We start from the raw sequence: 26,430 nt of genomic DNA on the forward strand, positions 1-26,430 counted from the left end.
AGTCACGGCCGGTCAAGCCGTAGCATCGCGCCCGACAACGCTATTCCGCGGCGACGTCGACCGGCGAGGCCATCAACTGGTTCTGGCCCATCGAGTTGTCATTGTACTTGAAGGCCAGGATGCTGAGCACCGAGGCGATGATCACTAAGAATATGGCGCGCATGTATTTGCTCCTGATACTCGCTCCTACAACCACATTGCGGCAAAACTGGTTCCGTTCGGCCTAAACCCATCGGTAAAATCCGAACGGTCGGCGTTTTTATTTCAGTCCAGAAATATGGTGGGCATGGCGGGCCGCGCCCGACGATGATGGGCACTAGATGTACGCTATAGCCCTCTAACGCCGCACAACTTTAATGATCGGCAGAACTCGAATGCGCGCTGTCCAACGCTTTCTGACCGGTCAAGCGTAACGCTGCCTGCGCTACGAGGCGGGCGATGCGGTCCGACAATTCCCGGTCCGATACGGCTCGGGCAAGTGTAACGCCTCCGCTCAGCATGGCGAGCAGTACGATCGCCTGATCTTTTTGCGAACCGACTGGAGTGTCTGGGGCATCATTGTCCGGCAAACCTGCGGCGACCTCGTCGACGAGGCGCATCAACTCCGCCGTATAAGCAGCGCGCGTATCGTCATCGGCGCGCATCACATCGGTGGACAGGCTCGGCAAGGCACAGCTTTCGCCGAGATCGCAGGTCCGTTTGTAACCAAGATAGAAACCCACGAAGGTCGTCAGCCAGTTCGTCTGGTCGCTGCCTTTGAGCGCTGCAATTCCTTGCCGCAACTCTTCCAAGCCCGACAGCACGGCGACGCGGAAGGCTTCGCTCTTGGATTTAAAGTGCCCATAGAAGGCGCCGTTGGTGACGCCTGCGGCCTTGGTCAATGCCTCGATGCCCCCGCCACCATAGCCTTCCTCCCGGAAAACCCGGCCCGCTGCGGCTACGATCTTGGATTTGGTCTCCTGTTTATGCTCCGGGCTGTAACGCATGATCGTCCTTATTAAGAGTGATCGCTCTTTATCTGTTGCGTAGAGAGCGATCCACGTTTATGGATAGAGAGTACTCGGTATATATCAAATGCCGTTCCCATTCAAACAAGGAGATTTCCATGCCTATTACGCTTACCGTGCCCGAGGGGCTGCTATCAGCACAAGCGCAGGCCGATGCCTTTTCCAGCCTGACCGACGCGCTTCTTGAAGTCTCGGGTCTGACGGGGAATACCTTCATGGCGGCCAACATCGTTGGCTCGATCAACGTGTTGCCCAGCGAAAATATACGTGCCGGCGGCAAGGTGGCGGCGGCAGCTTTTGTCGAACTCAAGCTCCCCGAGATCGCGCTGGCGACGCCTGAGGCGAAGCGCGCCTTTATTGAGAAAGCAACGGATATCGTCGAGAAGGCCGCCGGAGGACGGCTGAAGCGTGAACATATCTGGTCGAACATCGTCTACGCTCCCGAAGGAGCTTGGGGCATTGCCGGCCGCAGCTACGATAATGCTAGCTTGGTCGAGGCCATAGTGGGCGCCGGTGTCGCCCTGTAGCGTTTCGCATCGCTAAATTACTCAAGGCCAGAGCATCGTGCGGAAAAGTGGAAAACGGTTTTTGCAGGAACGATGCGACAACAAAGAACTAGAGCAACGCTCGTCAGAACGCGTTGCTCTAGACTGCGAGACGCGAAGATTTCGCGGTCTGGTAGCATATTGGAGGTCATGCCATGCAGCTTGCCAACTATCTCTTTTTCACGACCCAGTGTGAAGCAGCGCTCGACTTCTATACCAAATGTGGCCTTGGTCGGGTCACGGCGCTCATGCGTCATGGCGACCACGGAGTGCCGCTCGCCAGCGAAGGCATGCGCGGCAAAGTCATGCACGCCCGCTTCGAGGGACCCGGTCTTCTGTTCTTCGCCTCGGACAATCACGATGCCGAGCCGATGCGAGGCTCCGCTCACATTCTCATCATGGACGACCGCGCCTCTACAGACAGATTATTCACGGCGCTTGCCGATGGCGGCAAGATCACCACACATCTCGCAGTGCAGCCGTGGGGGAGCTATTACGGTAAACTCACTGATCGGTTCGGTGTCCAGTGGATGCTGGACTGTCTATCGTAGACTGCCGTGTGATGGCCATGCGGTGATCGGAGTGTCATCGTGCTGCCGCGCAGAATATCGTGCTGTAGCGTGCAATCGTCGGGATGGCGGAGGAGGTGGGATTCGAACCCACGGTACGGTTTCCCGCACGCCGGTTTTCAAGACCGGTTCCTTAAACCGCTCGGACACTCCTCCGGTAAACCGCCTTATGCGCAATGACAGGGCGCTTGGCAAGACGGTTTTGAGTGCGGCGAGGAATCGGCCGAGGCCCTGCATCGCGACGGCAATCCGGGTTCGTCTCCGCAACTACCGTCTATTCCGCACATAGTATGTCGTTACTGTTGTTGTCTATCTGTTAACCATGCTGGCATTTGTTCTGGACAGTTTGAGCCAATTGTTCGCAATTCTGCCATGTTGTGGCCGATTTACTGCATCGTATCAGGACGGTTGGCCGGTTGCCTCAGGGCAGATCGGCGGCGGCAGGGGGCCGTGACCGGGAATTCGGCAAGTGGGACAGATGAAAGACATCGGCGGCGCAACTCTGATCAGCGGAGCGAAATGGCTCGCATTGACCGTGCTCTGCGCCAGTCTTGCCTCCTGCGCCACGACCGGTGGCAAGAGTCAGAACAAGAACAAGCGCTCCAAGGAATACTTTGCCGAATCGGAGTATGGCGTGAAGGCCAGCCCGCGCATGGTGAAGAACGGACCGGTGCCGAAGGGCGGCGGACGCTACATGGTCGGCAAGCCCTATACCGTGAAGGGCAAGGTCTACGTCCCCAAGGACAATCCGGCCTATGACAAGACCGGCATCGCCTCGTGGTACGGCTCGGCCTTCCATGGCCGGCAGACCGCCAATGGCGAGCTTTACGACCAGCATTACCTGTCCGCTGCCCATCCGACGCTGCCGCTGCCGAGCTATGCGCGCGTCACCAACATGACCAATGGCAGCTCCGTCGTCGTCCGCATCAATGACCGCGGCCCATTCCATTCCGACCGCATCATCGACCTGTCCAACAAGACCGCGGACATGCTGGACATGGCACACAGCGGCACCGGCAAGGTTCGCGTGCAATATGTCGGTCCGGCGCGCATGGACGGCCATGACATGCCCTATCTGATGGCTTCGTACATCAAGAAGGGCGACCGCTCGCCGACCGTCAACCCGCAAGGGCAGATCGCCAGCGGCGTGATGGTCGCCTCGGCGGACAATTCGGTCATGCCGATGAGCCCGTCCTATGCCGCACCGACGATGACCAGCCTTGCCGGCCCGACGCCGTCCGCGCCGTATCCGGCCGGCGGCATGGCGGCGTCCTCGACCGGCGCCTTCGACCAGTTCGTCATGTTGCCCGAGTTCGGGCCCATGCCGACCGAACGCCCGCTCGACGGCCAATATCTCAGGCTCCCCGCCTCAAGCGCCGCATCGGCCTATGCCGCGGAAGCGGCCACAGCGCCCTCCGCGCTTGCCTTCGAGGCGATAATGGTGCGCAATGACGACCTGACGGAGGCGTCGATTCTGTCCTCGGTCGCGCGCGGCGCCACCAAGCTGTCCGCGCGTCGTTAGACACCAGGCCGGTCGATGCGCCGCAAACCGGGGCGTGCGGCCCCAGCGGCGATGAACAGAAGTAGACCATGCGACACAGCCTTGCCCTTGCCCTCCTGTTCGTCGCCTCCCTCCTTTCCTTTCCCGTTCTGGCCCAGCAGGCTGCCCCGCGCCTGTTCGAGACCAAGGCCACCCAGGTCTTCATGATCGAGGCGTCGACCGGCACCGTGCTGCTCGCCAAGGGTGAGGACAAGCCGCTGCCGCCGGCATCGCTCGCCAAGCTGATGACGCTGGAGGTCGTGTTCGACGCGATCCGGCGCCGAGAGATCGGGCTCGACACGGTCTACAAGGTCTCCGAACACGCCTGGCGCACCGGCGGCGCGCCATCGCGCACCGCCACCATGTTTGCGGCGCTGAAATCCGAGCTGCGCGTCGAGGATCTGCTGAAGGGCGCAGCCGTGCAGATGGCCAACGACGCCTGCATCATCCTGGCGGAAGGCATGGACGGCAGCGAAGAAAAATTCGCCGGCCGCATGAACGGGCGCGCCAAGGCCCTTGGGCTCACCGCCAGCGCCTTCGTCAATCCGACAGGCCTGCCGGCACCGGGCAACCGCACGACGCTGCGCGACATGGTCGCGCTGGCCCGGCACCTGCAGGCGACCTATCCTGATTTCTACCGGCTGTTTGCCCAGCCCGAATTCGAGTGGAACAAGATCCTGCAGCGCAACCGCAATCCGCTGATCGGCCGCAGCGCCGGGGTGGACGGACTGGCCTCGGGCTTTGCCGAGGAGAGCGGCTATGCGCTGGTGGCCTCGGCCGAGCGCAACGGGCGCCGGCTGTTCCTGGCGATCAGCGGGCTGCCAAGCGACAAGGAGCGGACGGAAGAAGCCGTGCGGCTGTTCGACTGGGCCTTCGGCGCCTTCGAGATGCGTCATCTCTTCAAGCCGGGTCAGACCATCGGCGCGGCCAGCGTCTATGGCGGCGCCGCAGGCGAGGTCGATCTCGTCGCGGCCGGACCGGTCGACGTCTTCGTTCCGATCGACGATCCGGAGCGGCTGCAGGCACGCATCGTCTACCGCTGGCCGCTGCGGGCGCCGCTTGCCGCCGGCGCGCAAGTCGGTGTTCTTCAGCTGTCGTCGGGCGAGCGGCTGCTGCGCGAGGTCAAGCTGCAGAGCGCCGCCGCGGTTGGCGAGGGAACGCTGCGCCAGAAGGCCGGCGACGCCCTGTTCGAACTGCTGTTCTTCTGGCTCTAGGTGTTCCGATTGCGGTTTCGCGTGTTTAAGTTATGCGCTAAACAGGGCGAAACGGTCCGCGTGGCCGCAAAAGCAGGGCGAAGATAGTGTCGACGGGTGCCGGATTATTCGTAAGTTTCGAGGGAGGCGAGGGGGCCGGCAAGTCGACCCAGATTCGCCGTCTGGCCGATCACTTGCGCCGCACCGGCCTCGACGTCATCACCACGCGCGAGCCGGGCGGTTCCGCCGGCGCCGAGGCGCTGCGCCACGTGCTTCTGTCCGGCGCGGCCGAGCCCTTCGGCATCCGCATGGAGGCGCTGCTGTTTGCCGCCGCCCGCAACGACCACGTCGAGACGGTGATTCGCCCGGCGCTCGCCAAGGGTTTCGTCGTCTTGTGCGACCGCTTCATGGATTCCTCGCGCGTCTACCAGGGCGTCACCGGCAATCTCGAAGTGGAATTCATCGACGCGCTGGAGCGCATTGCGGTGAACGGCGTGGTGCCGGACCTGACGCTGGTTCTCGACCTTCCGGCTGCCGCAGGCCTTGAGCGCGCCCGCGGCCGTCTGGCCGCGGAGGCGAGCGGCGAGGCGGCGCCGGACCGCTTCGAGCGCGAAGAACTCGACACGCATGAAAAGCGCCGCCAGGCCTTCCTCGACATCGCCGCCGCCGACCCGAAGCGGTGCCGCGTGATCGATGCCGACCGCACGGTCGGTGAGATCGCCGAGAGCATAGCCGAGGCGGTCCAGCCGCTGCTTGCCCGCCGCAAGCCGGTGAGCCAGCCGGAATCGGTCGGCGCCGAATGAGTGAGGAACGCCACGGGGTGCTCGACGGGGCGATTGCGCCCGCCGTCAACACGCGGCTCTTCGGCCACGAGGCCGCGGAAGAGTTCCTGGCGCGCACCTATCGCTCGGGCAAAGGCCACCACGCCATCCTGATCGAGGGGCCGCAGGGGATTGGCAAGGCGACGCTCGCCTTCCGCTTCGCCAACCATGTCCTGTCGCATCCGGACCCGCAGAGCGCGCCGGAGCGGATCGCCGACCCGGATCCGGCCTCGGGCGTCAGCCGCCAGATAGCCTCCGGTGCCAGCCACAACCTGCTCTATCTGACCAGACCGGTCGACGAGAAGACCGGCAAGGTGAAGACCGCGATCACCATTGACGAGGTGCGCCGCGCCGGTCACTTCTTCTCGCAGACCTCGGGCACCGGCAACTGGCGCATCGTCATCATCGATCCGGCCGACGACCTGAACCGCAACGCGGCGAACGCCATCCTGAAAATTCTCGAGGAGCCGCCCAAGCGGGCCATGTTCCTGGTGCTCTCCCACGCGCCGGGCAAGCTCCTGCCGACCATCCGTTCGCGCTGCCTGCCGCTGAAGCTGTCGGCGCTCTCCGACGAGGCGATGCGCCAGGCGCTCGGCCAGCTCGGCCTGTCGATCTCCGAGCCGCAGGCCGGGCCGATCCTGGCGCTCTCCAAGGGCAGCGTGGCGCGGGCGCTGAAGCTGGCGAACTACGGCGGCGCCGACATCATCGAAGCCTTCGAAAAGCTGCTCGGCGAGCAGGGGCCGGCAGCGCGGCGCACCATGTACAAGCTTGCCGACGCGTTGAGCGCCAAGGACGGCGATGTCGCCTTCGGCTTCTTCACCGAGCATCTCGGCGAATTCCTGATGGAACAGGCGCGCGCCGCCGCGATCGCCGGCGAGCTCGGCCGCGCCGACCACTATGCGCGGCTTTCCGCCTCGATCACCGAGCAACTGACCATCGCCGGCGCCTATAATCTCGAGCGCAAGCAGACGATCCTCGACATCCTCGCCGCCGTCGCCGCCTAACCGCAAGCAGGTGCCCGAGCGGCAGCGCCATCACGTCCGCGCAACGCAGCCGTTCGATAAAACTGCTGTTTCTAAAGCCGCAAGAATGCTCTAAGAACCGGCGATACTCCCACAGGCGCAATCGACGCGGATCACAAAGACCGACCATGAACGACACCTACTTCATCACCACAGCCATCGCCTATCCGAACGGCAAGCCGCATATCGGCCATGCCTACGAGCTGATCGCCACCGACGCCATGGCGCGGTTCCAGCGGCTCGACGGAAAGGACGTCTTCTTCCTCACCGGAACGGACGAGCATGGCCAGAAGATGCAGCAGACGGCGCGGGCCGAAGGCATAGCGGTCGAGGATCTCGCCAAGCGCAATTCCGACGAGTTCCGCGCCATGGGCAAGATGCTGAATTCGTCAAATGACGACTTCATCCGCACCACCGAACAGCGCCATCACGTCACGGTCCAGGAAGTCTGGCGCCGGATGGAGAAGAACGGCGACATCTACAAGGACAGCTATGCCGGCTGGTATTCCGTCCGCGACGAAGCCTATTACCAGGAAGAGGAGACGGAGCTGCGCGCCGACGGCGTGCGCTACGGACCGCAGGGCACGCCCGTCGAATGGGTCGAGGAGGAGAGCTACTTCTTCCGTCTCTCGGCCTATGAGGACAAGCTCTTGAAGCTCTACGAGGACCAGCCCGATTTCATCGGTCCGAACGAGCGCCGCAACGAAGTGATGTCGTTTGTGAAATCCGGTCTGAAGGACCTGTCGATTTCCCGCACCACCTTCGACTGGGGCATCAAGGTTCCGAACGATCCCAAGCACGTCATGTATGTCTGGGTCGATGCGCTGACCAACTACATCACCGCGACCGGCTATGTCGAAGACGAAAACGGTCCGCGCGCCAAGTACTGGCCGTGCGACGTGCACATCATCGGCAAGGACATCATCCGCTTTCACGCCGTCTACTGGCCGGCCTTCCTGATGTCGGCGGGCCTGCCGCTGCCCAAGCGCGTCTTCGCCCACGGCTTCCTGCTCAACAAGGGCGAGAAGATGTCGAAGTCGCTCGGCAACGTCGTCGACCCGGTCGACCTGGTCAACCATTTCGGCCTCGACCAGGTGCGCTACTTCTTCATGCGTGAAGTGTCGTTCGGTCATGATGGCAGCTACAGCGCCGAGGCGATCGCCACCCGCATCAATGCCGACCTCGCCAACGGTATCGGCAATCTCGCCAGCCGTTCGCTGTCGATGATCGCCAAGAACTGCGACGGCAAGATCCCGGCGCCCGGTCCGCTCACCGACGCCGACAAGGCCATGCTTGCGACCGCCGACGCCATGCTCGCCACATGCCGCGCCGAAATGGCCGAGCAGGCGATCCACAAGGCCGTCGCCACCATCATCGGCACGGTCAACGAGGCCGACCGCTATTTCGCCGCGCAGGAACCCTGGGTGCTGCGCAAGACCGACGTGCCGCGCATGGAAACCGTGCTCTACGTCACGGCCGAAGTGGTGCGCCAGATCGCCATCCTGTTCCAGCCGATCATGCCGGCCTCGGCTGAGAAGCTGCTGGATCTGGTCGCCGCGCCCGCCGACAAGCGCAACTTTGCCGCCCTTGGCGAAGCCGGGCGTCTGGTTCCCGGAACCGAGCTTCAGGCGCCGGCGCCGGTCTTCCCGCGCTATGTCGCGGCGGAAGCGGATGCGAAGGCTTGAAGAACCGATGCTGATCGATACCCATTGCCATCTGGACTTTGCTGACTTCGACGCGGAACGCGACGAACTGGTCGCCCGCGCCAAAGAGGCTGGCGTCGCCCAGATGGTGACGATCTCCACCCGGGTCAAAAAGCTCGACACGCTGCTGGCCCTGACGGAACGTTATCCGGGCGTCTTCTGCTCGGTCGGCACCCATCCGAACAATGCCGACGAGGAGCTGGACGTCACGGCCGACGATTTCGTCCGCCTGGCGATGAGCCACGACAAGATCGTCGCCATCGGCGAATGCGGGCTCGACTATTTCTACGACACGCAGAAGCCGGAAGACCAGAAGACCGGCTTCCTGCGCCAGATCGAGGCCTCGCGCCGCACACAGCTGCCGCTGGTCATCCATAGCCGCAGCGCCGACGAGGACATGGCGGCGATCCTGACCGAGGAAATGGGGAAGGGGGCCTTCCCTTTCATCCTGCACTGCTTCTCGTCCGGTGAAGCGCTGGCCAAGACCGGCATCGAGCTCGGCGGCTATGTGTCCTTCTCCGGCATCCTGACTTTTCCGAAGTCGACCGAACTGCGCGACATTGCCAAGGGCCTGCCGCTGGACCGGCTGCTGGTCGAAACCGACGCGCCTTATCTCGCGCCGAAGCGCTGGCGGGGCAAACGCAACGAGCCGTCCTATGTGGTCAACACGGCCGAAGTCCTGGCCGAAACCATGGGTGTGAGCTTCGACGAGATGGCGCGAATCACCACCGACAACGCGTTTCGCCTCTTTTCCAAGATGCCGAGGCTCTGAGCATGATCTATCGCCGCCGCTTCACCATCCTCGGATGCGCGTCGTCACCGGGCGTGCCGCGCATCAACGGCGACTGGGGCGCCTGCGATCCGAACAATCCGCGCAACCGGCGCACGCGCGCCTCCTTCATGGTGCAGCAGATCGCGCCCGACGGCGGCATGACGACGGTGATCGTCGATACCGGACCGGACTTTCGCGAGCAGATGATCGCGGCCAAGGTGCAGCACGTCGACGCGGCGATCTACACGCATGCCCATGCCGACCATCTGCACGGCATTGACGACCTGCGCGGCTATTTCGTCATGCAGAAGCATCGCATCCCGATCTATGCCGAGGCCGACACCATGGCGCGCATCCGCCAGGGCTTTGGCTATTGCCTGGAAACGCCGGCCGGCAGCAACTATCCGCCGATCGTCCTGCCGATCGTCATCGAGGATCTTTCGCAGCCGCTGGAGATCACGGGGAAGGGCGGCACGATCCGCTTCCAGCCGCTGGTCCAGCAGCATGGCGACATTGCCTCGCTGGGTCTGAGAATCGGCGATGTCGCCTATTGCTGCGACGTCAGCGATTTCCCCGACGAGACGGTCGCCAGGATGGACGGCCTCGATGTGCTGATCATCGATGCGCTGCAATACCGGCATCATCCGAGCCATCTGTCGCTCGAACAGGCGCTGGGCTGGATCGAACGGCTGAAGCCGCGCCGCGCAATTCTCACACACATGCACATTCCGCTCGACTACGAGACCGTGATGGCGGAGACGCCGGCGCATGTCGAGCCGGCCTATGACCAGATGGTCTTTGAGGTCGACGTCGAGGTTGCGGCCTGAAATGCTCGCTCCGAACCTGAGAAGTGTTCGGCAAGCTGTTGAATTCGTGAATGTTCAGCGAGGAGATCTACGATGAACTGCATTTTCATCCAGGTGCGCTGCCGGCCCGGCAAGACCTATGAGGTGGCGGATCGCATCTACGAGAAGGAAGTCGTGTCCGAACTCTATTCGACCAGCGGCGAATATGACCTCTTGGCCAAGATCTATGTTCCCGATGGCCAGGACGTGGGCAAATACGTCAATGCGATCTTCGTCGACATTCCCGACGTCGACCGCACGCTGACGACGCTGACATTCCACGCATTCTGACTTCGACGGGGCTTGGTCTCAAGCCGAGTTAGGCTGTGGCTGCCATGGTCAAATGCTGCGGAACATCCCGTTCCCAGTATCTGGTTAGGTTCCATAATCTATCTTATGCGATCTTTGGGTGGGGCTTTGGCCAACCCCGGTGCTGCGCCTTCCGCCCGTTATCAGCAGCTCCCCGCCATCAGATGAACGGCCGGTCCGCCAGCAATTCCTCCGCTTCCTCGCGATCCATCGCCATCACCCTCCGACCGATCTCGAAGCCGAAGCCGTTGCGGGCGAAGGCGGAGAACTCTCGTGCCTGGCGCTTGTCGTCGAATTCGACGTCAGGCCGGCGATATGGGCCGAAGGCCCGCTTGCGGGCAAAGACCAGAGCCGAGAGGAAATCGTCGGTCTCCTCAAGCGCCTGCTGGACGATCTCGCGATCGACGCCCTTCTCGATCAGCTTGCGGCCGATGGCGCGCTTCGACTTGCCGCTGCGTGCCGAAGAGCGCGCCCGGATTTCGGCATAGGCCGTATCGTCGAGCGCCAGCATGGTACGGCCGAACGCGACCGCTGCGGTTGAAAGAGCCTTCACCTGCGCTTCGGTGATGTCTTCAAACTTCTGCTTCGCCTTGCGGGCGATGGCGTCGGACAGCTCGCGCTCGGTCATCATCCGGCGTGACAGACGGTAGAGCGCCGAATTGCGCGACCAGGCCAGCATGCGCGGCGTCGGTGTGTCGGCCGCCGGCTGCTCCTTGTTATCGTCGTCACTCACGGTCTTGTCATTCTCGCCGATGTCGTATCCGCCTTCTGGCTCGTCCGGCGGGATTATCATATTCGCGAACGCTTGCGCCATCCCGGATCGAGGCGACTGCACCGCTTCTGCCAGGCACCGGAATCGACCGGCACGGACGCCAGCAAGAAAGGCCGACGCCAGGCCATAGGAATCGGCGACCTGCATTCCTCCATTGTTCGTGATCCGGCAACGGTTTGTCGCGCGCCTCCGGCATATCGCCGACCGCCTGAGCCGTCTATGGATGGACTTCAGGAAACGCGGGAGACACACCAAACATGCTCGTCAACGGAAAATGGACGGCCGACTGGCAGCCGGTGCAGGCGACCGACGCCAAGGGCGGCTTCGTGCGCCAGACCTCTGGCTTCCGCAACTGGGTGACCGTCGACGGGCAAGCCGGACCGACCGGCACCGGCGGCTTCAAGGCCGAGGCCGGACGCTATCACCTCTATGTGGCGCTGATCTGCCCCTGGGCCTCGCGCACCCTGATCGGCCGCAAGCTGAAGGGCCTGGAAGAGGTGATCTCAGTATCCGTGGTGGAACCTGCCCTGACCGACTTCGGCTGGCGTTTCGGCGATTTCCCCGGGGCCGATCGCGACACCGTCAATGGCGCCACCTATCTGCACGAGATCTACACCAGGGCCGATCCCACCTATACCGGCCGTGCCACCGTGCCGGTGCTCTGGGACAGGAAGACCGGCACGATCGTCAACAACGAATCGGCCGATATCCTGCGCATGATGAATACGGGTTTCGGGACCTTGGCAAAGAACGCCATCGACCTCTATCCGGAGCCGCTGCGCGACGAGATCGAGGCGCTGAATGCGGAGATCTATCCGAAGCTCAACAACGGCGTCTACCGCGCCGGTTTTGCCACGACGCAGGTCGCCTATGAGGAAGCCTTCGCCGATGTCTTCGAAATGCTCGACGCGCTGGAAGCGCGGCTGTCCGACGGCCGGCCCTACCTGAGCGGCGATCAGGTGACCGAGGCGGATATCCGCCTGTTCGTCACGCTGGTGCGTTTCGATGCCGCCTATCATGGCCTGTTCAAATGCAATTTGCGCCGGCTTGCCGACTATGCGGCGCTCAGCGCCTACATGCTGCGTATCCTCGCCCTGCCCGGCGTGCGCGAGACGGTCAGCATTCCCCATATCAAGCACGGCTATTACTCGATCAAGGCGCTCAATCCGAACCTGATCGTGCCGGTCGGCCCGGACCTGCCCGGCCTCGATCCCGTTACCGTATCGAGGGCCTGACCCATGTCGGACGCAACCCGCCTCGTCATCTTCCTCCATGGCGTCGGCAGCCGGGGCGAAGACCTCCTGCCCCTCGCCGGCCCCTTGCGCCACGCCCTGCCCGGCACGGCCTTTGCCGCACCCGATGCGCCCTTCCCCTTCCCCTATGGCATGGGCCATCAGTGGTTCAGCATTGCTGGCGTGACCGAGGACAACCGGGCCGGCCGCATCGAGGCCGCGCGGGCCGATTTCGATCGCGTCATTCGGGAGACTATCGAGACATACGGATTTGCTGAAAAGCTCGACCGCGTCGCCTTCGTCGGCTTCTCGCAGGGCACGATCATGGCGCTCGACGCACTGGTTTCCGGACGCTGGCCGGTCGGGGCGATCGTCGGATTCTCCGGCCGTCTCGCCTCGCCGTTGCCGCTGGCGCCGGACAAGGCAACGCCGGTTTTGCTCGTCCATGGCGCTGCGGATTCGGTGATCCCGGCTGCCGAGACGGTCAAGGCGGCTGCCATATTGCAGGAACTGGGCGTTGACGTTCAAAGCCGGATCGTTCCCGGCCTCGATCACACGATCTCGGCGGAAGGCGTTGAATTGGCGGGCGAATTTTTCGCCGACCGGCTTGGTGATTGAGGCAGTTTCGCCCAACCTCTAGCCTTCGGCCGGCAAGAGATTGCAGACCACTTCGCAAAAGACCCCCTCTGGCCTGCCGGCGTTTGTCACTGCAATCGATTCACAGGATCGATTGCTCCGCTGCGCGGACCGTTTCGCACCCCCCACAAGGGGGGGAGAAGACGAGCGGTGCGCTCCTCGGTTCGACCGAAACGACGACGGTAGCCCCTCCCCCTTGTGGGGAGGGGTTGGGGAGGGGAATTCCGGGTCGAATGCGGCGGAAGGCTAACAAGCGCCCTCGGTTCCCCCGCCGCCCCTTCAAACCGGATCGATGTCGCCCCGTGCCCACATCTCCTGCGTCTCGGCCTTGAAGTCCTCGAAGCGGCCTTCCTCGATCGACTTGCGGATGCCCTGCATCAGTTCCTGGTAGTAGGACAGGTTGTTCCACGACAGAAGCATGCCGCCGAGCGCCTCGTTCGAGCGGACCAGGTGATGCAGATAGGCGCGGGAATAGTCGCGGGCAGCCGGGCAGTTCGACTGGTCGTCGAGCGGCCGCATGTCCTCGGCATGGCGGGCATTGCGGATATTGACCTTGCCGCGGCGGGTGAACGCCAGGCCGTGGCGGCCGGAGCGGGTCGGCATGACGCAGTCGAACATGTCGATGCCTTCGGCCACCGATTTGAGGATATCGTCGGGTGTGCCGACGCCCATCAGGTAACGCGGCTTTTCCACCGGCAGGACCGGCAGCGTGATGCCGAGCATTTCCAGCATGACATGCTGCGGTTCGCCGACCGCAAGGCCGCCGACCGCATAGCCCTTGAGGTCGAGCTGCTTGAGCCCCTCGGCCGAGCGCACCCGCAGGTCCGGGATGTCGCCGCCCTGGACGATGCCGAACATGGCCTTGCCCGGCTGTTCGCCAAACGCGACGCGGCAGCGCTCGGCCCAGCGCAGCGACATTTCCATCGCCCGCTCGATCTCCTTAGGCTCGGCCGGCAGCGCCACGCACTCGTCGAGCTGCATCTGAATGTCGCTGTCGAGCATGCCCTGGATCTCGATCGAGCGCTCCGGCGACATGTGGTGGGTCGAGCCGTCGACATGGCTCTTGAAGGTCACGCCCTGCTCGTCGAGTTTCCGAAGGCCCGAGAGCGACATGACCTGGAAGCCGCCCGAATCGGTGAGGATCGGCCCCGGCCAGCGGATCAGTTCGTGCAGGCCGCCGAGGCGGGCGACGCGCTCCGGGCCGGGGCGCAGCATCAGGTGGTAGGTATTGCCGAGAATGATGTCGGCACCCCCTTCCCGCACCTGGTCGAGATACATGGCCTTGACCGTGCCGACCGTGCCGACCGGCATGAAGGCCGGGGTGCGGATGACGCCACGCGGCATGGAGATCTCGCCGAGGCGGGCCTTGCCCGAGGTGGCTTTCAGGGTGAACTGGAACGTGTCGTGCATCGGTTCAGGTGTCTTTCCGGAAGAGCAGGCTGGCATCGCCATAAGAATAGAAGCGGTAGCCGTCCGCGATCGCGTGGGCGTAAGCGTCCCGCATGGTGTCGAGGCCGGCAAAGGCCGAGACCAGCATGAACAGCGTGGATTTCGGCAGATGGAAATTGGTCATCAGCACGTCGACCGCGCGGAAGCGGTAGCCCGGCGTGATGAAAATGTCGGTCGCGCCCGACCAGGGCTGGATTTCGCCCGCCTCGGAGGTGGCGCTCTCGAGCAGGCGCAGCGAGGTCGTGCCGACGGAAACGATCCGCCCGCCCCGCGCCCTGACCGCATTGAGCGCCGAGGCGGTAGCGCGCGACACCTGGCCGATCTCGTGGTGCATCTTGTGGTCGGCGGTGTCTTCCGCCTTCACCGGCAGAAACGTGCCGGCGCCGACATGCAGCGTGACGAAATGGCGTTCGATCCCGGCGGCGTCCAGCCGGGCAAAAAGGTCGGGGGTGAAATGCAGGCCGGCGGTCGGGGCGGCGACCGCCCCCTCCTCCCGCGCATACATCGTCTGGTAGTCGGTCCGGTCCTTCTCGTCCTCGTCGCGCTTGGAGGCGATATAGGGTGGCAGCGGAATGTGGCCGACGGTGGCGATCGCCTCGTCCAGCGCCGAACCGGAGAAGTCGAAGCGCAGGGTCACCTCGCCCGCCTCGCCCTTTTCCTCGACGACGGCGCCGAGTGTGCCGAGCAGGCAGGCATTGCCCGAATGGCCGAATTCGATGCGGTCGCCAAGCTTGATGCGCTTGCCCGGCCGGGCAAAGGCCTTCCAGCGGCTGGCATCGACCCGCATGTGCAGGGTGGCGGAGACCGGCGTGCGCTCGGCCCCGTCGCGCAGCCGCACGCCTTCGAGTTGGGCCGGGATGACCTTGGTGTCGTTGAACACCAGCGCATCGCCGGGTTTCAGGAACGACGGCAGGTCGCAGACGCGGGCGTCCTCCAGCACCGGTGTACCGTCCGGCCGGACGACGAGCAGCCGCGCCTGGTCGCGCGGGCTCACGGGCCTCAGCGCAATGTTCTCGTCGGGAAGGTCGAAATCGAACTGGTCTACGCGCATGATGTCACAGCACCCGGATCATGACGGCGCCGGAGATCAGCAACACCGCCCCGGCGATGCGCCCCAGGCTCAGTTCGCGAACGGCGACGCCGAGAAAACCGACCCGGTCGATCAGGAGCCCCGCCATCAACTGGCCGGTAACGGCAAAGGCCATCACGGCGGCGGCGCCGATTCTAGGGGTAAGCAGGATAGCCGTGGTCACGTAAAGCGTGCCGAGCGCGCCGCCGGCCACATAGAGCCAAGGAGCGGGCGCGCCGAAATCCGGCATCTTGCCCTGGGCGCGCGCCATGACGATCGACACAACGCCGAGGATCACCGCGCCGGCAAGGAACGAGACACAGGCCGCCGCCACCGGCAGGCCGAGGCCTCGGGCAAGCAGCGTATTGATCGGCGCCTGGATGGCGATCGCCGCGCCGGCCGCGATGCCGAGCAGCGCCCACAGAAGAGAAGCCATGGTCCTGTCCCTCAGAAAGGCCAAAAACGGAAAAAGCCGCCAGCCCTGATGGCAGGGCCGGCGGCGTGGTGACTGCGACGACGATCAGGCGTCGGCGGCAACCTTCATCGAGACGATTGAGTCGGGATCGCTGACGGGCTCGCCCTTCTTGATCTGGTCGATGACGTCCATGCCGTCGATGACCTGACCCCAGACGGAATACTGCTTGTTGAGCCACGGCGCATCGGTGAAGCAGACGAAGAACTGCGAGTTGGCCGAGTTCGGGCTCTGCGAGCGGGCCATGGAGCAGGTGCCGCGCACATGCGGGGTGGCGGAGAATTCAGCCTGCAGGTCCGGCTTGTCCGAGCCACCCATGCCGGCCCGGCCCGGGTTGAAGCTCTCGCCGCCCTTCTTGCCGAACTTCACGTCGCCCGTCTGGGCCATGAAGTCGGGAATGACGCGGTGGAAGACGACGCCGTCATAGGCGCCTTCGCGCGACAGTTCCTTGATGCGGGCCACATGGCCGGGGGCCAGATCCGGGAAGAGCGCGATCACGACCTTGCCCTTGGTGGTTTCCATGATGACGGTGTTTTCCGGATCCTTGATCTCGGCCATGATATTTCTCCTCTTTGGGGCGTATGCCCGATTGTTACTTCTTGCCGACGGTGACCTTGATCATGCGGTCGGGATCGGAAACTTCGCCATTGCCGCCGTCGCCGCGCTTGATCTTGTCGACCAACTCCATGCCGGAGACGACCTTGCCGACGACGGTATATTCGCCGTTCAGCGGCGGATAGTCGGCGAACATGATGAAGAACTGCGAATTTGCAGAGTTCGGATCCTGCGAGCGGGCCATGCCGAGCACGCCGCGCTCGAAGGGAACCTTGGAGAATTCGGCCGGAAGGTCGGGCAGCTTGGAGCCGCCGGTGCCGGCGCGGCCGGCATTGAAGCCGTCTTCCATGTCGCCGAATTCGACGTCGCCGGTCTGGGCCATGAAGCCCTCGATGACGCGGTGGAAGGCGACGTTGTCATATTCGCCCTTGGAGGCCAGTTCCTTGATCTGCGCGACATGCTTCGGCGCGACGTCGGGCATCAGCTCGACGACGACCGGGCCATCCTTCAGCTGGATGGTCAGGATATTGTCGTCCGAGGCGGCATTCGCCGGACCGAAGGCGGCGACGGCGAGGAAAAGGGCAGCGGCAATTTGAAAGAGTTTCATGATCACTCCAATGACTTCAACGATGATCAGCGCGAGAGTTTGGACTTCAGCGCCTGGAAGACGACGGGCGGCACGAAGGCACTGACGTCGCCGCCCATGGAGGCGATCTGACGCACCAATGTGGCCGTAATGGGCCGCGAGGCCGTGCCGGCCGGCAGGAAGATGGTCTGCAGATCCGGTGCCATCTGGTAATTCATGCCGGCCATCTGCATTTCGTAGTCGAGGTCGGTGCCGTCGCGCAGGCCGCGAATGAGCAGCTTTGCGCCGTTCTGGCGGGCTGCATCGACGGCCAGCCGATCGAAGGAGACGACGGAGACGTCCTCGGCGCGATCCGGAAGGCTTTCGGCGATGGCAGCGGCGATCAGGCCGGCCCGCTCGTCATAGCTGAACAGAGGTGTCTTGCCTGGATGAACGCCGATCGCGACGATCACCTTCGACACCACGTTCAGCGATTGCACGAGCACATCGAGATGGCCGTTGGTCATTGGATCGAATGAGCCGGGATAGAAAGCGATCGTCATGGCAGCCCGATGGTTGTTTCGACGCCTTTTGTCACGGAAGCGCGCCAGCCGCAAGTGATTTGGACCCCGCCCGACCCTGCCCCGCGGATGAACGAATGCTGAATACGGCGTTCAACACGGCTTCAGGGGCCAGGGTTCATAACGCTGTCAGACCGGGCAGGCAAACATGCCGCCCACGATATGCCAGGGAACCACGATGCTCGCTTTGCTCGCCATTTTCGCCGTTCTTGCCGCCCTTTTCACCGAGTTCGGCCTGCTTCTGCTTCGCGCCTATCTCGAGGCCGGCGGCACGGTGTTCGGTCTCATCTGCCGCGAAGATGAACGCCAGATGAACGGAACGTTAAGGCGCGTTTCAGCTCGGCTCGAATAAAACCGATTTAATGGCATGGAACGTTTGTTCCCGCCGCGCATTTTCACGGCAGTCCAGGCCGTATTCCGAAAGGACGACTTCGATGCACGACAAGGTTACGATGATCAATCTCGTATGGGTGGCCATGATGACGGCGATGCTCGCCACGTCCGCGACCTTCTACATGAACGAACGGGTCGAGGCGAACAACTACGGTCCGCAGCTCGCCCGCTACTATCCAATCGGGCGCTAGTCGCCCCGCTTAACCCATCGAATTGCCGGAACGCGTACCGCCAGACAAGAAAGGAAGGACGAGCATGTTCACCACCCTGACGATTCTCGCCGCCCTGATCTGCGGCATGTTCCTCGCGTCGGTCGCCTCGACGATCAACGCGCTTCGCCGTGAAAGCGACGAATTCCGCGCCATGGCCGAACGCCACCGGGCCTTCTGATACCGACTCCCCGTCGCTGCGGTAAGACCCGCCCGGATCCACCCGGCCAGGCCAGTTCCGCAGGCAGACGCTTAATTGCCGACACAAGCCGCATGACCTCCAATGAAAAAGGCCGGAACATCCTGTCGGATGCTCCGGCCTTCCATTGTCGAGCCCGCCGTTTCCGGCGGGCTTTTGTCATTCCTGGGTGTCCTCAGGCGCCGTTGCGTCGTCCGCCGCCGGTGCAGCACCGGCATCCTGCGTGGTCTCGTCCCCGGATGCGGCAGCGGCTTCGAGATCGCCCTCCTCATCGCCTTCCGGCTCGTTGATGCGCTCGACCGACACGACCTTCTCGTCCTTGGCGGTCGAGAAGATGGTGACGCCCTTCGTCGCGCGGCTGGCGAAACGGATGCCGTCGACCGGTACGCGGATCAGCTGGCCGCCGTCGGAGACAAGCATAAGCTGGTCCTTGTCCTCGACCGGGAAGGCAGCGACCAGTTCGCCGATTTCCGCGGTCTTCGACGTGTCGGTGGCACGGATGCCCTTGCCGCCGCGGCCCGAGATGCGGAAGTCGTAGGAGGACGACCGCTTGCCGTAGCCCTTCTGCGACACGGTCAGGACGAACTGCTCGCGAGCCTTCATCATCTGGTAGTCGCTTTCCTGGAGATCGCCTTCCTCGACGACCTCCTCGCCGACCAGCGCAATATCCTCCTCCTCGACGCCCATCGCGCGACGTTCAGCCGCCGAACGCTTGAGATAGGCGGCGCGCTGCCAGGGCTCGACATCAACATGGCCGAGAATGGTCATGGAGATGATCCGGTCGCCATCGGCGAGCGAGATGCCACGCACGCCGATCGAATTGCGGCCGGCAAAGACGCGCACGTCGTCGACCGGGAAGCGGATCGCCTGGCCGAGCGCGGTCGTCATGAGCACGTCGTCGCGATCGGTGCAGGTCTCGACCGAGAGGATTTCGTCACCCTCGTCCTCGAGCTTCATGGCGATCTTGCCGTTGCGGTTGACCTGGACAAAGTCGCTGAGCTTGTTGCGGCGAACCGTGCCGCGGGTCGTCGCGAACATGACGTCGAGATTGTCCCAGCTCTTTTCGTCCTCCGGCAGCGGCATGATCGTCGTGATGCGTTCGCCGGGTTCCAGCGGCAGCATGTTGATCAGCGCCTTGCCGCGCGAGGTCGGCGTGCCGATCGGCAGGCGCCAGACCTTTTCCTTGTAGACGATGCCGCGCGAGGAGAAGAACAGCACCGGCGTGTGAGTGTTGGCGACGAACAGGCGAGTGGCGAAATCCTCGTCCTTCATCGCCATGCCGGAGCGGCCCTTGCCGCCGCGGCGCTGGGCGCGGTAGGTGGCGAGCGGCACGCGCTTGATGTAGCCGGCATGGGACACGGTCACGACCATGTCCTCGCGGGCGATCAGGTCCTCGTCGTCCATGTCCGGACCGCCTTCGATGATCACCGTGCGGCGCGGCGTGCCGAATTCGTCGCGAACGGCCGTCAGCTCGTCCTTGACGATGGTCTGGATGCGGACGCGCGACGACAGGATGTCGAGATAGTCACTGATCTCGCCACCGATCTTGTTCAGTTCCTCGTCGATTTCGTCGCGTCCCAGTGCCGTCAGGCGGGCGAGGCGCAGTTCGAGAATGGCCCGCGCCTGCTCTTCAGACAGATTGTAGGTCATGTCCTCGTTGATGCGGTGGCGCGGATCGTCGATGAGCATGATCAGGCTCTCGACATCGGACGCCGGCCAGCGGCGTTCCATCAGTTGCTCGCGCGCCGTCTGCGGATCGGGCGCCTGGCGGATGACGCGGATCACCTCGTCGATGTTGGCCACCGCGATGCCGAGGCCGACCAGCACATGGGCGCGGTCGCGCGACTTGCGCAGCAGGTACTTGGTGCGGCGGCTGACGACGTCCTCGCGGAAGGTGACGAAAGCGCGCAGCATGTCGAGCAGGCTAAGCTGCTCCGGCTTGCCGCCGTTGAGCGCCACCATGTTGCAGCCGAACGAGGTCTGCAGCGGGGTGTAGCGGTACAGCTGGTTGAGGATGACGTCGGCATTGGCGTCGCGCTTCAGTTCGATCACGACGCGATAGCCGTCGCGGTCGGACTCGTCGCGCAGGTCGGAAATGCCCTCGATGCGCTTCTCGCGCACCAGTTCGGCCATCTTCTCGATCATCGTCGCCTTGTTCACCTGATAGGGAATTTCGGAGATGATGATGTGCTCGCGGTCGCCGCGCATCGGCTCGATGCGGGCGACGCCGCGCATGATGACCGAGCCGCGGCCCGTCTCGTAGGCCGAACGGATGCCGGAGCGGCCGAGGATCATCGCGCCGGTCGGGAAGTCGGGACCCGGAATGATCTGCATCAGGTCCGACAGCTCGATCGCCGGATCGTTGATGAGCGCGATACAGCCGTCGATCACTTCGGTGAGGTTGTGCGGCGGGATATTGGTCGCCATGCCGACGGCGATACCGCCGGCGCCGTTGACCAGCAGGTTCGGGAACCGGGCCGGAACGACCGAAGGCTCGCTCATCGTGCCGTCATAGTTGTCGCGGAAGTCGACGGTTTCCTTGTCGAGGTCGTCGAGCAGCGAATGCGCGACCTTCTGCAGGCGGCATTCCGTGTAACGCTGGGCGGCCGGCGGATCGCCGTCGACCGAGCCGAAATTGCCCTGGCCGTCGATCAGCGGCAGCCGGAGCGACCAGTCCTGCGCCATGCGCGCCAGCGCGTCGTAGATCGCGGCATCGCCGTGCGGATGGTACTTACCCATCACGTCACCGGTGACGCGGGCCGATTTCACGTATTTCTTGTTCCAGTCGATCCCCATCTCGCTCATCGAGAAGAGAATGCGGCGATGCACCGGCTTCAGACCGTCGCGGACGTCTGGAAGCGCGCGGCTCACGATCACGCTCATCGCGTAATCGAGATACGACCGCTGCATTTCCTCCATGATGGAAATAGGCTCGATGCCTTGCGGGTACTTGCCGCCGCCGGGAGTGTTTTGCTCAGTCAAATCAGGTCACGATCTCTGTTCGGAATCACTGCGAAGTTTATAGCCGAAAGGGCTGGAAAGCGCCAATTTTGCCCGGCCGCACGGGGTGGTTATAAACAGTCTTTTGGCGCGTGGGAAAGCCAAGCCGATCAAGAACTTGCCAAGACTGCCCGGCTGGCATTTAAATGCTCCGGCAAAGCGGGGGAATATCCATGGTCGGTACGGATTCGATGATCAACGCCTTCACGACGTTGCTGGTCACGGTCGACCCGCCGGGACTGGCGCCGCTGTTCCTCGGCCTGACGGTGGGCATGAACCGCGGCGAGCGCCGCCAGGTCGCCGTGCGCGGCTCGCTGATCGCCTTTGCCGTGCTGGCGGTCTTTGCCCTGTTCGGCGCCAGCATCCTCGGCGCGCTCGGCATCTCCATGGGCGCCTTCCGCATCGCCGGCGGGCTGCTGCTGTTTGCCATTTCCTTCGAGATGATTTTCGAGAAGCGCAACGAGCGCAAGGAAAAGACGTCGGATGCGGCGATCACCAAGGATCACATCCACAATCTCGCGGTCTTCCCGCTGGCCATCCCGCTGATCGCCGGGCCCGGGGCGATCTCGGCCACCGTGCTGATCGCCGGCACGATGGACGGCGTCGCCGGCAAGATCCAGCTGATCGCCGTCATCGCCGTCTGCCTGGCGCTGGTCTTTGCCGCGCTGATCCTCGCCGAACGGCTGAACCGCTTCCTCGGCGTCACCGGCCGGGCGCTGCTCACCCGCCTGCTCGGCGTGCTGCTCTCGGCGCTCTCGGTGCAGTTCGTCGTCGACGGCGTGAAATCCGCCTTCGGTGCCTGACACGGGGGCCCTCAGAGGGGCCGGTGCGCCGGTAGCCCTAACCGGCGCTTCTCAGCCGCTGCGCCGCCAACCTATCGCTGCGCCTTCAGGATGCGCTTCCAGATCGTGCCGCCGAGGAAGCGGTTGAACACGATGAAGTAGGCGATGACCAGCGCAAACAGGATGAGCGCCGGCAGCCCGTTCAGCTGGAACCCCTCCTCCGTTCGCCCGCCCGCCACCGATGCGACGGCAAAGCCGAGCACGAAGAAGGCGGTGAAGAAGTCGAGCAGAAAGGCCAGGATGATGCGCCATGAGGCCGGCCCGGCCTTCGGTTTTGTCTCGTCCATAGTGATACCCCCTAGTATCCGTCAAAAATCATGTATTTCAGACCGGGCTTCCCGCCGAAGGCCCGCGGCAACAAAAAAGCGGCGCCGAAGCGCCGCCATGCATCAAAACGGGATGTCGTCGTCGAGATCGCGGGAGAAGCCGCCCGACGGGGGAGCGCTGGCGCCGCCCCGCTGCTGGCCGCCGCCGCCGCGCTGGGGTGCCGGCGCGCCGTAATCGTCGCCGCCGCCGCTATAGCCGCCGCCGAAGTCGCTGCCGCCGCGCGAGGCGCCGGCACCGTCGCCCCGGCCGCCGAGCATGGTCAGGTTGCCGTTGAAGCCCTGCAGCACGACTTCCGTCGAGTAGCGATCCTGACCGCTCTGGTCCTGCCATTTGCGGGTCTGCAGTGCGCCTTCGACATAAACCGTCGAGCCCTTCTTCAGATACTGCTCGGCGACCTTGCAGAGACCTTCATTGAAGATCACCACGGTGTGCCACTCGGTCTTTTCCTTGCGCTCGCCGGTGTTCTTGTCGCGCCAGCTTTCCGACGTGGCGATACGCAGATTGGCGATCGGACGGCCGTCCTGGGTCCGGCGGATTTCCGGGTCGGCACCAAGATTGCCGATCAAAATTACCTTGTTGACGCTGCCAGCCATAACACTCACCTTGCTGCCGCCATCATGCGGCTCCGAAACAGAGAAATCCGCCCACCTTAAACCAAACCGTCCAACGGTTGGGCGGTGATCGGGGTTAATCCACAACGAAAATGTTCTTTATTTGTTCTAGTAATGCACTAGGATGCTGTCAATAGAATCATTTTACCGCCCTTTAATCCACTCCCGCCGCTCGACAGGGGCGCGGGCGTCACTAAATAAGGAGAGCTCTCCTCCCGAGTGCCCTCCCTGCAGAGCTTTGTCCAGTCGAGACCAGTCCACATGAGCGATTTGAAGCATATCTCCATCCGCGGCGCGCGCGAGCACAATCTCAAGGGCATCGATCTCGATCTGCCGCGCAACAGCCTGATCGTCATGACCGGCCTGTCCGGCTCGGGCAAGTCCTCGCTCGCCTTCGACACCATCTATGCGGAGGGCCAGCGCCGCTATGTCGAGAGCCTGTCGGCCTATGCCCGGCAGTTCCTCGAAATGATGCAGAAGCCGGACGTCGACCAGATCGACGGCCTGTCGCCGGCGATCTCGATCGAGCAGAAGACGACCTCGCGCAATCCGCGCTCGACGGTCGGCACGGTCACCGAGATCTACGACTACATGCGCCTGCTGTTTGCCCGCGTCGGCGTGCCCTATTCGCCGGCGACCGGCCTGCCGATCGAGAGCCAGACGGTTTCCCAGATGGTCGACCGCATCCTCGCCTTCGAGGAAGGCACCCGCCTCTACATCCTGGCGCCGATCGCGCGCGGCCGGAAGGGCGAGTACAAGAAGGAGCTGGCGGACCTGATGAAGAAGGGTTTCCAGCGCGTCAAGATCGACGGCCAGTTCTACGAGATCGCCGAGGCGCCGGTGCTGGACAAGAAGTTCAAGCACGACATCGACGTGGTCGTCGACCGCATCGTCGTCAGGCCCGACATCGCAAGCCGGCTGGCCGACAGTCTAGAGACCTGCCTTCACGTTTTGTCCGACGGCCTGGCGATCGCCGAATTCGCCGACAAGCCGCTGCCGCCCGAAGAGACGGCGGCCGGCGGCAGCGCCAACAAGTCGCTCAACGACACGCACGAGCATGTGCTGTTTTCGGAAAAGTTCGCCTGCCCGGTTTCCGGCTTCACCATTCCGGAGATCGAGCCGCGGCTGTTCTCCTTCAACAACCCCTTCGGTGCCTGCCCGACCTGCGACGGCCTCGGCTTCCAGCAAAAGATCGACACCGCGCTGATCGTGCCGGAAAGCCAGCGCCGGCTGAACGACGGGGCGATCGCCCCCTGGGCGAAATCCTCCTCGCCCTATTACGACCAGACGCTCGAAGCGCTCGGTAAGGCCTTCGGCTTCAAGCTTTCGAGCAAGTGGTCCGATCTCAAGGAAGCCGCGCAGAAGGCGATCCTCTTCGGCACCGAGGAGAAGATCGACTTCCACTATGCCGACGGCGCGCGCTCCTACACCACGACCAAGACCTTCGAGGGCATCGTGCCGAACCTCGAGCGCCGCTGGAAGGAGACCGACAGCGCCTGGGCCCGCGAGGAGATCGAGCGCTACATGTCGGCAGCCCCCTGCCCGTCCTGCAAAGGCTTCCGCCTCAAGCCCGAGGCGCTGGCGGTCAAGGTCAACGGCCTGCATATCGGCCAGGTGACCGAGATGTCGATCCGAGTCGCCGGCGGCTGGTTCGCGACGCTGACGGAAAAGCTGACGCCCAAGCAGAACGAGATCGCGGTTCGGATCCTGAAAGAGATCCGCGAGCGCCTCGCCTTCCTCAACGACGTTGGCCTCGACTATCTGAGCCTGTCGCGCAATTCCGGCACGCTGTCGGGCGGCGAAAGCCAGCGCATCCGGCTCGCCTCGCAGATCGGCTCAGGGCTTACCGGCGTGCTCTACGTGCTCGACGAACCGTCGATCGGCCTGCACCAGCGCGACAATGCCCGCCTGCTCGACACGCTGAAACACCTGCGCGACATCGGCAATACGGTGATCGTCGTCGAGCATGACGAGGATGCGATCCTGACCGCCGACTACGTCGTCGACATCGGTCCGGCGGCCGGCATCCATGGCGGCGAGGTGATCGCCCAGGGCTCGCCGCAGGACATCATGGCCCACCCGAAATCGCTGACCGGCAAATATCTGACCGGCGAGCTCGGCGTGGCCGTACCCTCCGAACGCCGCAAGCCGAAGAAGGGCCAGCAGGTCAAGGTCGTCGGCGCACGCGGCAACAATCTGAAGAATGTCACTGCGGCCATCCCGCTCGGCGTGTTCACCGCGGTCACCGGCGTTTCGGGCGGCGGCAAGTCGACCTTCCTCATCGAGACGCTTTACAAGGCCGCCGCGCGGCGCGTCATGGGCGCCCGCGAAAACCCGGCCGAGCACGACCGGATCGACGGCTTCGAGTTCATCGACAAGGTCATCGACATCGACCAGTCGCCGATCGGCCGCACGCCGCGATCCAACCCGGCGACCTATACCGGCGCCTTTACCCCGATCCGCGACTGGTTCGCCGGCCTGCCGGAAGCCAAGGCCCGCGGCTACCAGCCCGGCCGTTTCTCGTTCAACGTCAAGGGCGGCCGCTGCGAGGCCTGCCAGGGCGACGGCGTGATCAAGATCGAGATGCACTTCCTGCCCGACGTCTACGTCACCTGCGACGTCTGCCACGGCAAGCGCTACAACCGCGAGACGCTCGACGTCACCTTCAAGGGCAAGTCGATCGCCGACGTGCTGGACATGACGGTCGAGGAAGGCGTCGACTTCTTCTCCGCCGTGCCGGCGGTGCGCGACAAGCTGCAGGCGCTGTTCGACGTGGGGCTCGGCTATATCAAGGTCGGCCAGCAGGCCAACACGCTGTCGGGCGGCGAGGCGCAGCGCGTCAAGCTGGCCAAGGAACTGTCGAAGAAATCGACCGGCCGCACGCTCTACATCCTCGACGAGCCAACCACCGGCCTGCATTTCCACGATGTCGCCAAGCTTCTCGAAATGCTGCAGGAACTGGTCAACCAGGGCAATTCCGTTGTCGTCATCGAGCACAATCTCGAAGTCATCAAGACCGCCGACTGGGTGATCGACTTCGGCCCCGAGGGCGGCGACGGCGGCGGCACGATCGTCGCCGAGGGCACGCCGGAGGATATCGTCAAGGTCGAGGCCTCCTATACGGGCCAGTTCCTCAAGGAGCTGCTGGAACGGCGGCCGCTGAAGAAGCGCCAGGCGGCGGAGTAAGTGGTC

At 63.8% G+C, this 26,430-nt stretch carries 29 protein-coding genes and 1 tRNA gene; 17 read left to right on the forward strand and 13 right to left on the reverse strand.

Annotation, left to right across the window (positions count from 1 at the left end; all coding sequences use genetic code 11):
- Positions 1 to 40: 40 nt before the first annotated feature.
- A complete protein-coding gene (locus L867_RS28110; protein ID WP_269748251.1) occupies positions 41 to 163 on the reverse strand; it encodes a hypothetical protein in 123 nt (40 codons plus the stop codon).
- Positions 164 to 353: 190 nt separating this feature from the next.
- Positions 354 to 986: a TetR/AcrR family transcriptional regulator gene (locus L867_RS0101255; protein ID WP_028735194.1), complete on the reverse strand. Its 633-nt coding sequence runs from the start codon at positions 984 to 986 to the stop codon at positions 354 to 356.
- A 119-nt stretch (positions 987 to 1,105) separates the two neighbouring features.
- Between L867_RS0101255 and L867_RS0101260 the strand changes: the two genes are divergently transcribed.
- Both L867_RS0101260 and L867_RS0101265 read left to right on the forward strand, forming a co-directional pair.
- On the forward strand, positions 1,106 to 1,534 hold the full coding sequence (locus tag L867_RS0101260) for a tautomerase family protein (RefSeq protein ID WP_028735195.1): 429 nt from the start codon (positions 1,106 to 1,108) through the stop codon (positions 1,532 to 1,534).
- Between the two features lie 173 nt (positions 1,535 to 1,707).
- Positions 1,708 to 2,103: a VOC family protein gene (locus tag L867_RS0101265; RefSeq protein ID WP_028735196.1), complete on the forward strand. Its 396-nt coding sequence runs from the start codon at positions 1,708 to 1,710 to the stop codon at positions 2,101 to 2,103.
- Between the two features lie 84 nt (positions 2,104 to 2,187).
- Here the strand turns inward: L867_RS0101265 and L867_RS0101270 are convergent.
- A tRNA-Ser gene (locus tag L867_RS0101270) sits at positions 2,188 to 2,277 on the reverse strand.
- A gap of 322 nt (positions 2,278 to 2,599) precedes the next feature.
- Between L867_RS0101270 and L867_RS0101275 the strand changes: the two genes are divergently transcribed.
- The 8 genes from L867_RS0101275 to L867_RS0101310 all read left to right on the forward strand — a co-directional run bounded on the left by L867_RS0101275 (position 2,600) and on the right by L867_RS0101310 (position 10,308).
- Positions 2,600 to 3,643: a septal ring lytic transglycosylase RlpA family protein gene (locus tag L867_RS0101275; protein WP_028735197.1), complete on the forward strand. Its 1,044-nt coding sequence runs from the start codon at positions 2,600 to 2,602 to the stop codon at positions 3,641 to 3,643.
- A gap of 68 nt (positions 3,644 to 3,711) precedes the next feature.
- Entirely contained in the window at positions 3,712 to 4,875 is a 1,164-nt protein-coding gene (locus L867_RS0101280; protein ID WP_028735198.1) for a D-alanyl-D-alanine carboxypeptidase family protein, read from the forward strand.
- 86 nt (positions 4,876 to 4,961) lie between these two features.
- Positions 4,962 to 5,657, forward strand: coding sequence for a dTMP kinase (gene tmk, locus L867_RS24300; RefSeq protein ID WP_051438755.1), 696 nt, complete (start codon positions 4,962 to 4,964; stop codon positions 5,655 to 5,657).
- Positions 5,654 to 6,679: a DNA polymerase III subunit delta' gene (locus tag L867_RS0101290; protein WP_028735199.1), complete on the forward strand. Its 1,026-nt coding sequence runs from the start codon at positions 5,654 to 5,656 to the stop codon at positions 6,677 to 6,679. Before tmk ends, L867_RS0101290 begins: the two co-directional genes overlap by 4 nt.
- 146 nt (positions 6,680 to 6,825) lie before the next feature.
- Complete coding sequence (gene metG / locus L867_RS0101295; RefSeq protein ID WP_028735200.1) at positions 6,826 to 8,382, forward strand: methionine--tRNA ligase; 1,557 nt, start codon at positions 6,826 to 6,828, stop codon at positions 8,380 to 8,382.
- A gap of 7 nt (positions 8,383 to 8,389) precedes the next feature.
- The gene (locus L867_RS0101300) at positions 8,390 to 9,172 is read left to right on the forward strand and encodes a TatD family hydrolase (RefSeq protein ID WP_028735201.1); all 783 of its coding nucleotides are present in this window, start codon (positions 8,390 to 8,392) and stop codon (positions 9,170 to 9,172) included.
- A 2-nt stretch (positions 9,173 to 9,174) separates the two neighbouring features.
- A complete protein-coding gene (locus L867_RS0101305) occupies positions 9,175 to 9,999 on the forward strand; it encodes an MBL fold metallo-hydrolase (protein ID WP_028735202.1) in 825 nt (274 codons plus the stop codon).
- Between the two features lie 72 nt (positions 10,000 to 10,071).
- The gene (locus L867_RS0101310) at positions 10,072 to 10,308 is read left to right on the forward strand and encodes an Lrp/AsnC family transcriptional regulator (RefSeq protein WP_028735203.1); all 237 of its coding nucleotides are present in this window, start codon (positions 10,072 to 10,074) and stop codon (positions 10,306 to 10,308) included.
- Between the two features lie 178 nt (positions 10,309 to 10,486).
- Here the strand turns inward: L867_RS0101310 and recX are convergent, their stop codons facing one another.
- Entirely contained in the window at positions 10,487 to 11,059 is a 573-nt protein-coding gene (gene recX, locus L867_RS0101315; protein ID WP_028735204.1) for a recombination regulator RecX, read from the reverse strand.
- 296 nt (positions 11,060 to 11,355) lie between these two features.
- On the opposite strand from recX, the gene L867_RS0101320 reads away from it, so the two are divergent.
- Together L867_RS0101320 and L867_RS0101325 are read left to right on the forward strand one after the other, a co-directional pair.
- Positions 11,356 to 12,333 carry a glutathione S-transferase family protein gene (locus tag L867_RS0101320; RefSeq protein WP_028735205.1) on the forward strand — a complete coding sequence of 326 codons (978 nt, stop codon included), beginning with the start codon at positions 11,356 to 11,358 and terminating at the stop codon, positions 12,331 to 12,333.
- A gap of 3 nt (positions 12,334 to 12,336) precedes the next feature.
- Positions 12,337 to 12,948, forward strand: coding sequence for an alpha/beta hydrolase (locus L867_RS0101325; RefSeq protein WP_028735206.1), 612 nt, complete (start codon positions 12,337 to 12,339; stop codon positions 12,946 to 12,948).
- Between the two features lie 297 nt (positions 12,949 to 13,245).
- Here L867_RS0101325 and tgt read toward each other — a convergent pair whose 3' ends face one another.
- The 6 genes from tgt to coaD all read right to left on the reverse strand — a co-directional run bounded on the left by tgt (position 13,246) and on the right by coaD (position 17,639).
- On the reverse strand, positions 13,246 to 14,376 hold the full coding sequence (gene tgt, locus L867_RS0101330; protein ID WP_028735207.1) for a tRNA guanosine(34) transglycosylase Tgt: 1,131 nt from the start codon (positions 14,374 to 14,376) through the stop codon (positions 13,246 to 13,248).
- A gap of 4 nt (positions 14,377 to 14,380) precedes the next feature.
- Positions 14,381 to 15,466 carry a tRNA preQ1(34) S-adenosylmethionine ribosyltransferase-isomerase QueA gene (queA, locus tag L867_RS0101335; RefSeq protein WP_028735208.1) on the reverse strand — a complete coding sequence of 362 codons (1,086 nt, stop codon included), beginning with the start codon at positions 15,464 to 15,466 and terminating at the stop codon, positions 14,381 to 14,383.
- A 4-nt stretch (positions 15,467 to 15,470) separates the two neighbouring features.
- Positions 15,471 to 15,920, reverse strand: coding sequence for a DMT family transporter (locus L867_RS0101340; protein WP_028735209.1), 450 nt, complete (start codon positions 15,918 to 15,920; stop codon positions 15,471 to 15,473).
- An 84-nt stretch (positions 15,921 to 16,004) separates the two neighbouring features.
- Complete coding sequence (locus L867_RS0101345; protein WP_028735210.1) at positions 16,005 to 16,514, reverse strand: peptidylprolyl isomerase; 510 nt, start codon at positions 16,512 to 16,514, stop codon at positions 16,005 to 16,007.
- Positions 16,515 to 16,548: 34 nt separating this feature from the next.
- Entirely contained in the window at positions 16,549 to 17,118 is a 570-nt protein-coding gene (locus L867_RS0101350; protein ID WP_028735211.1) for a peptidylprolyl isomerase, read from the reverse strand.
- A gap of 26 nt (positions 17,119 to 17,144) precedes the next feature.
- The gene (gene coaD / locus L867_RS0101355; protein ID WP_028735212.1) at positions 17,145 to 17,639 is read right to left on the reverse strand and encodes a pantetheine-phosphate adenylyltransferase; all 495 of its coding nucleotides are present in this window, start codon (positions 17,637 to 17,639) and stop codon (positions 17,145 to 17,147) included.
- Between the two features lie 196 nt (positions 17,640 to 17,835).
- Here coaD and L867_RS27255 point away from each other — a divergent pair, with 196 nt between their 5' ends.
- The 3 genes from L867_RS27255 to L867_RS28115 all read left to right on the forward strand — a co-directional run bounded on the left by L867_RS27255 (position 17,836) and on the right by L867_RS28115 (position 18,440).
- Positions 17,836 to 18,009, forward strand: a complete 174-nt coding sequence (locus L867_RS27255; RefSeq protein ID WP_156951549.1) for a hypothetical protein — start codon at positions 17,836 to 17,838, stop codon at positions 18,007 to 18,009.
- An 82-nt stretch (positions 18,010 to 18,091) separates the two neighbouring features.
- Entirely contained in the window at positions 18,092 to 18,241 is a 150-nt protein-coding gene (locus L867_RS27650) for a hypothetical protein (protein ID WP_169734056.1), read from the forward strand.
- A 64-nt stretch (positions 18,242 to 18,305) separates the two neighbouring features.
- A complete protein-coding gene (locus L867_RS28115; protein WP_269748253.1) occupies positions 18,306 to 18,440 on the forward strand; it encodes a hypothetical protein in 135 nt (44 codons plus the stop codon).
- 177 nt (positions 18,441 to 18,617) lie between these two features.
- Here L867_RS28115 and gyrA read toward each other — a convergent pair whose 3' ends face one another.
- Entirely contained in the window at positions 18,618 to 21,440 is a 2,823-nt protein-coding gene (gene gyrA / locus L867_RS0101375) for a DNA gyrase subunit A (protein ID WP_028735213.1), read from the reverse strand.
- 191 nt (positions 21,441 to 21,631) lie between these two features.
- On the opposite strand from gyrA, the gene L867_RS0101380 reads away from it, so the two are divergent.
- Complete coding sequence (locus tag L867_RS0101380) at positions 21,632 to 22,261, forward strand: MarC family protein (RefSeq protein WP_028735214.1); 630 nt, start codon at positions 21,632 to 21,634, stop codon at positions 22,259 to 22,261.
- 71 nt (positions 22,262 to 22,332) lie between these two features.
- Here L867_RS0101380 and L867_RS0101385 read toward each other — a convergent pair whose 3' ends face one another.
- Positions 22,333 to 22,587 carry an RDD family protein gene (locus L867_RS0101385; RefSeq protein ID WP_028735215.1) on the reverse strand — a complete coding sequence of 85 codons (255 nt, stop codon included), beginning with the start codon at positions 22,585 to 22,587 and terminating at the stop codon, positions 22,333 to 22,335.
- Between the two features lie 102 nt (positions 22,588 to 22,689).
- The gene (locus tag L867_RS0101390; RefSeq protein WP_028735216.1) at positions 22,690 to 23,220 is read right to left on the reverse strand and encodes a single-stranded DNA-binding protein; all 531 of its coding nucleotides are present in this window, start codon (positions 23,218 to 23,220) and stop codon (positions 22,690 to 22,692) included.
- A gap of 279 nt (positions 23,221 to 23,499) precedes the next feature.
- Here L867_RS0101390 and uvrA point away from each other — a divergent pair, with 279 nt between their 5' ends.
- Complete coding sequence (uvrA, locus tag L867_RS0101395; protein ID WP_028735217.1) at positions 23,500 to 26,424, forward strand: excinuclease ABC subunit UvrA; 2,925 nt, start codon at positions 23,500 to 23,502, stop codon at positions 26,422 to 26,424.
- The last annotated feature ends 6 nt before the right edge of the window (positions 26,425 to 26,430 follow it).

The sequence above is a fragment of the Paenirhizobium selenitireducens ATCC BAA-1503 genome, from assembly GCF_000518785.1.
Taxonomy (GTDB): Bacteria; Pseudomonadota; Alphaproteobacteria; order Rhizobiales; family Rhizobiaceae; genus Allorhizobium; species Allorhizobium selenitireducens.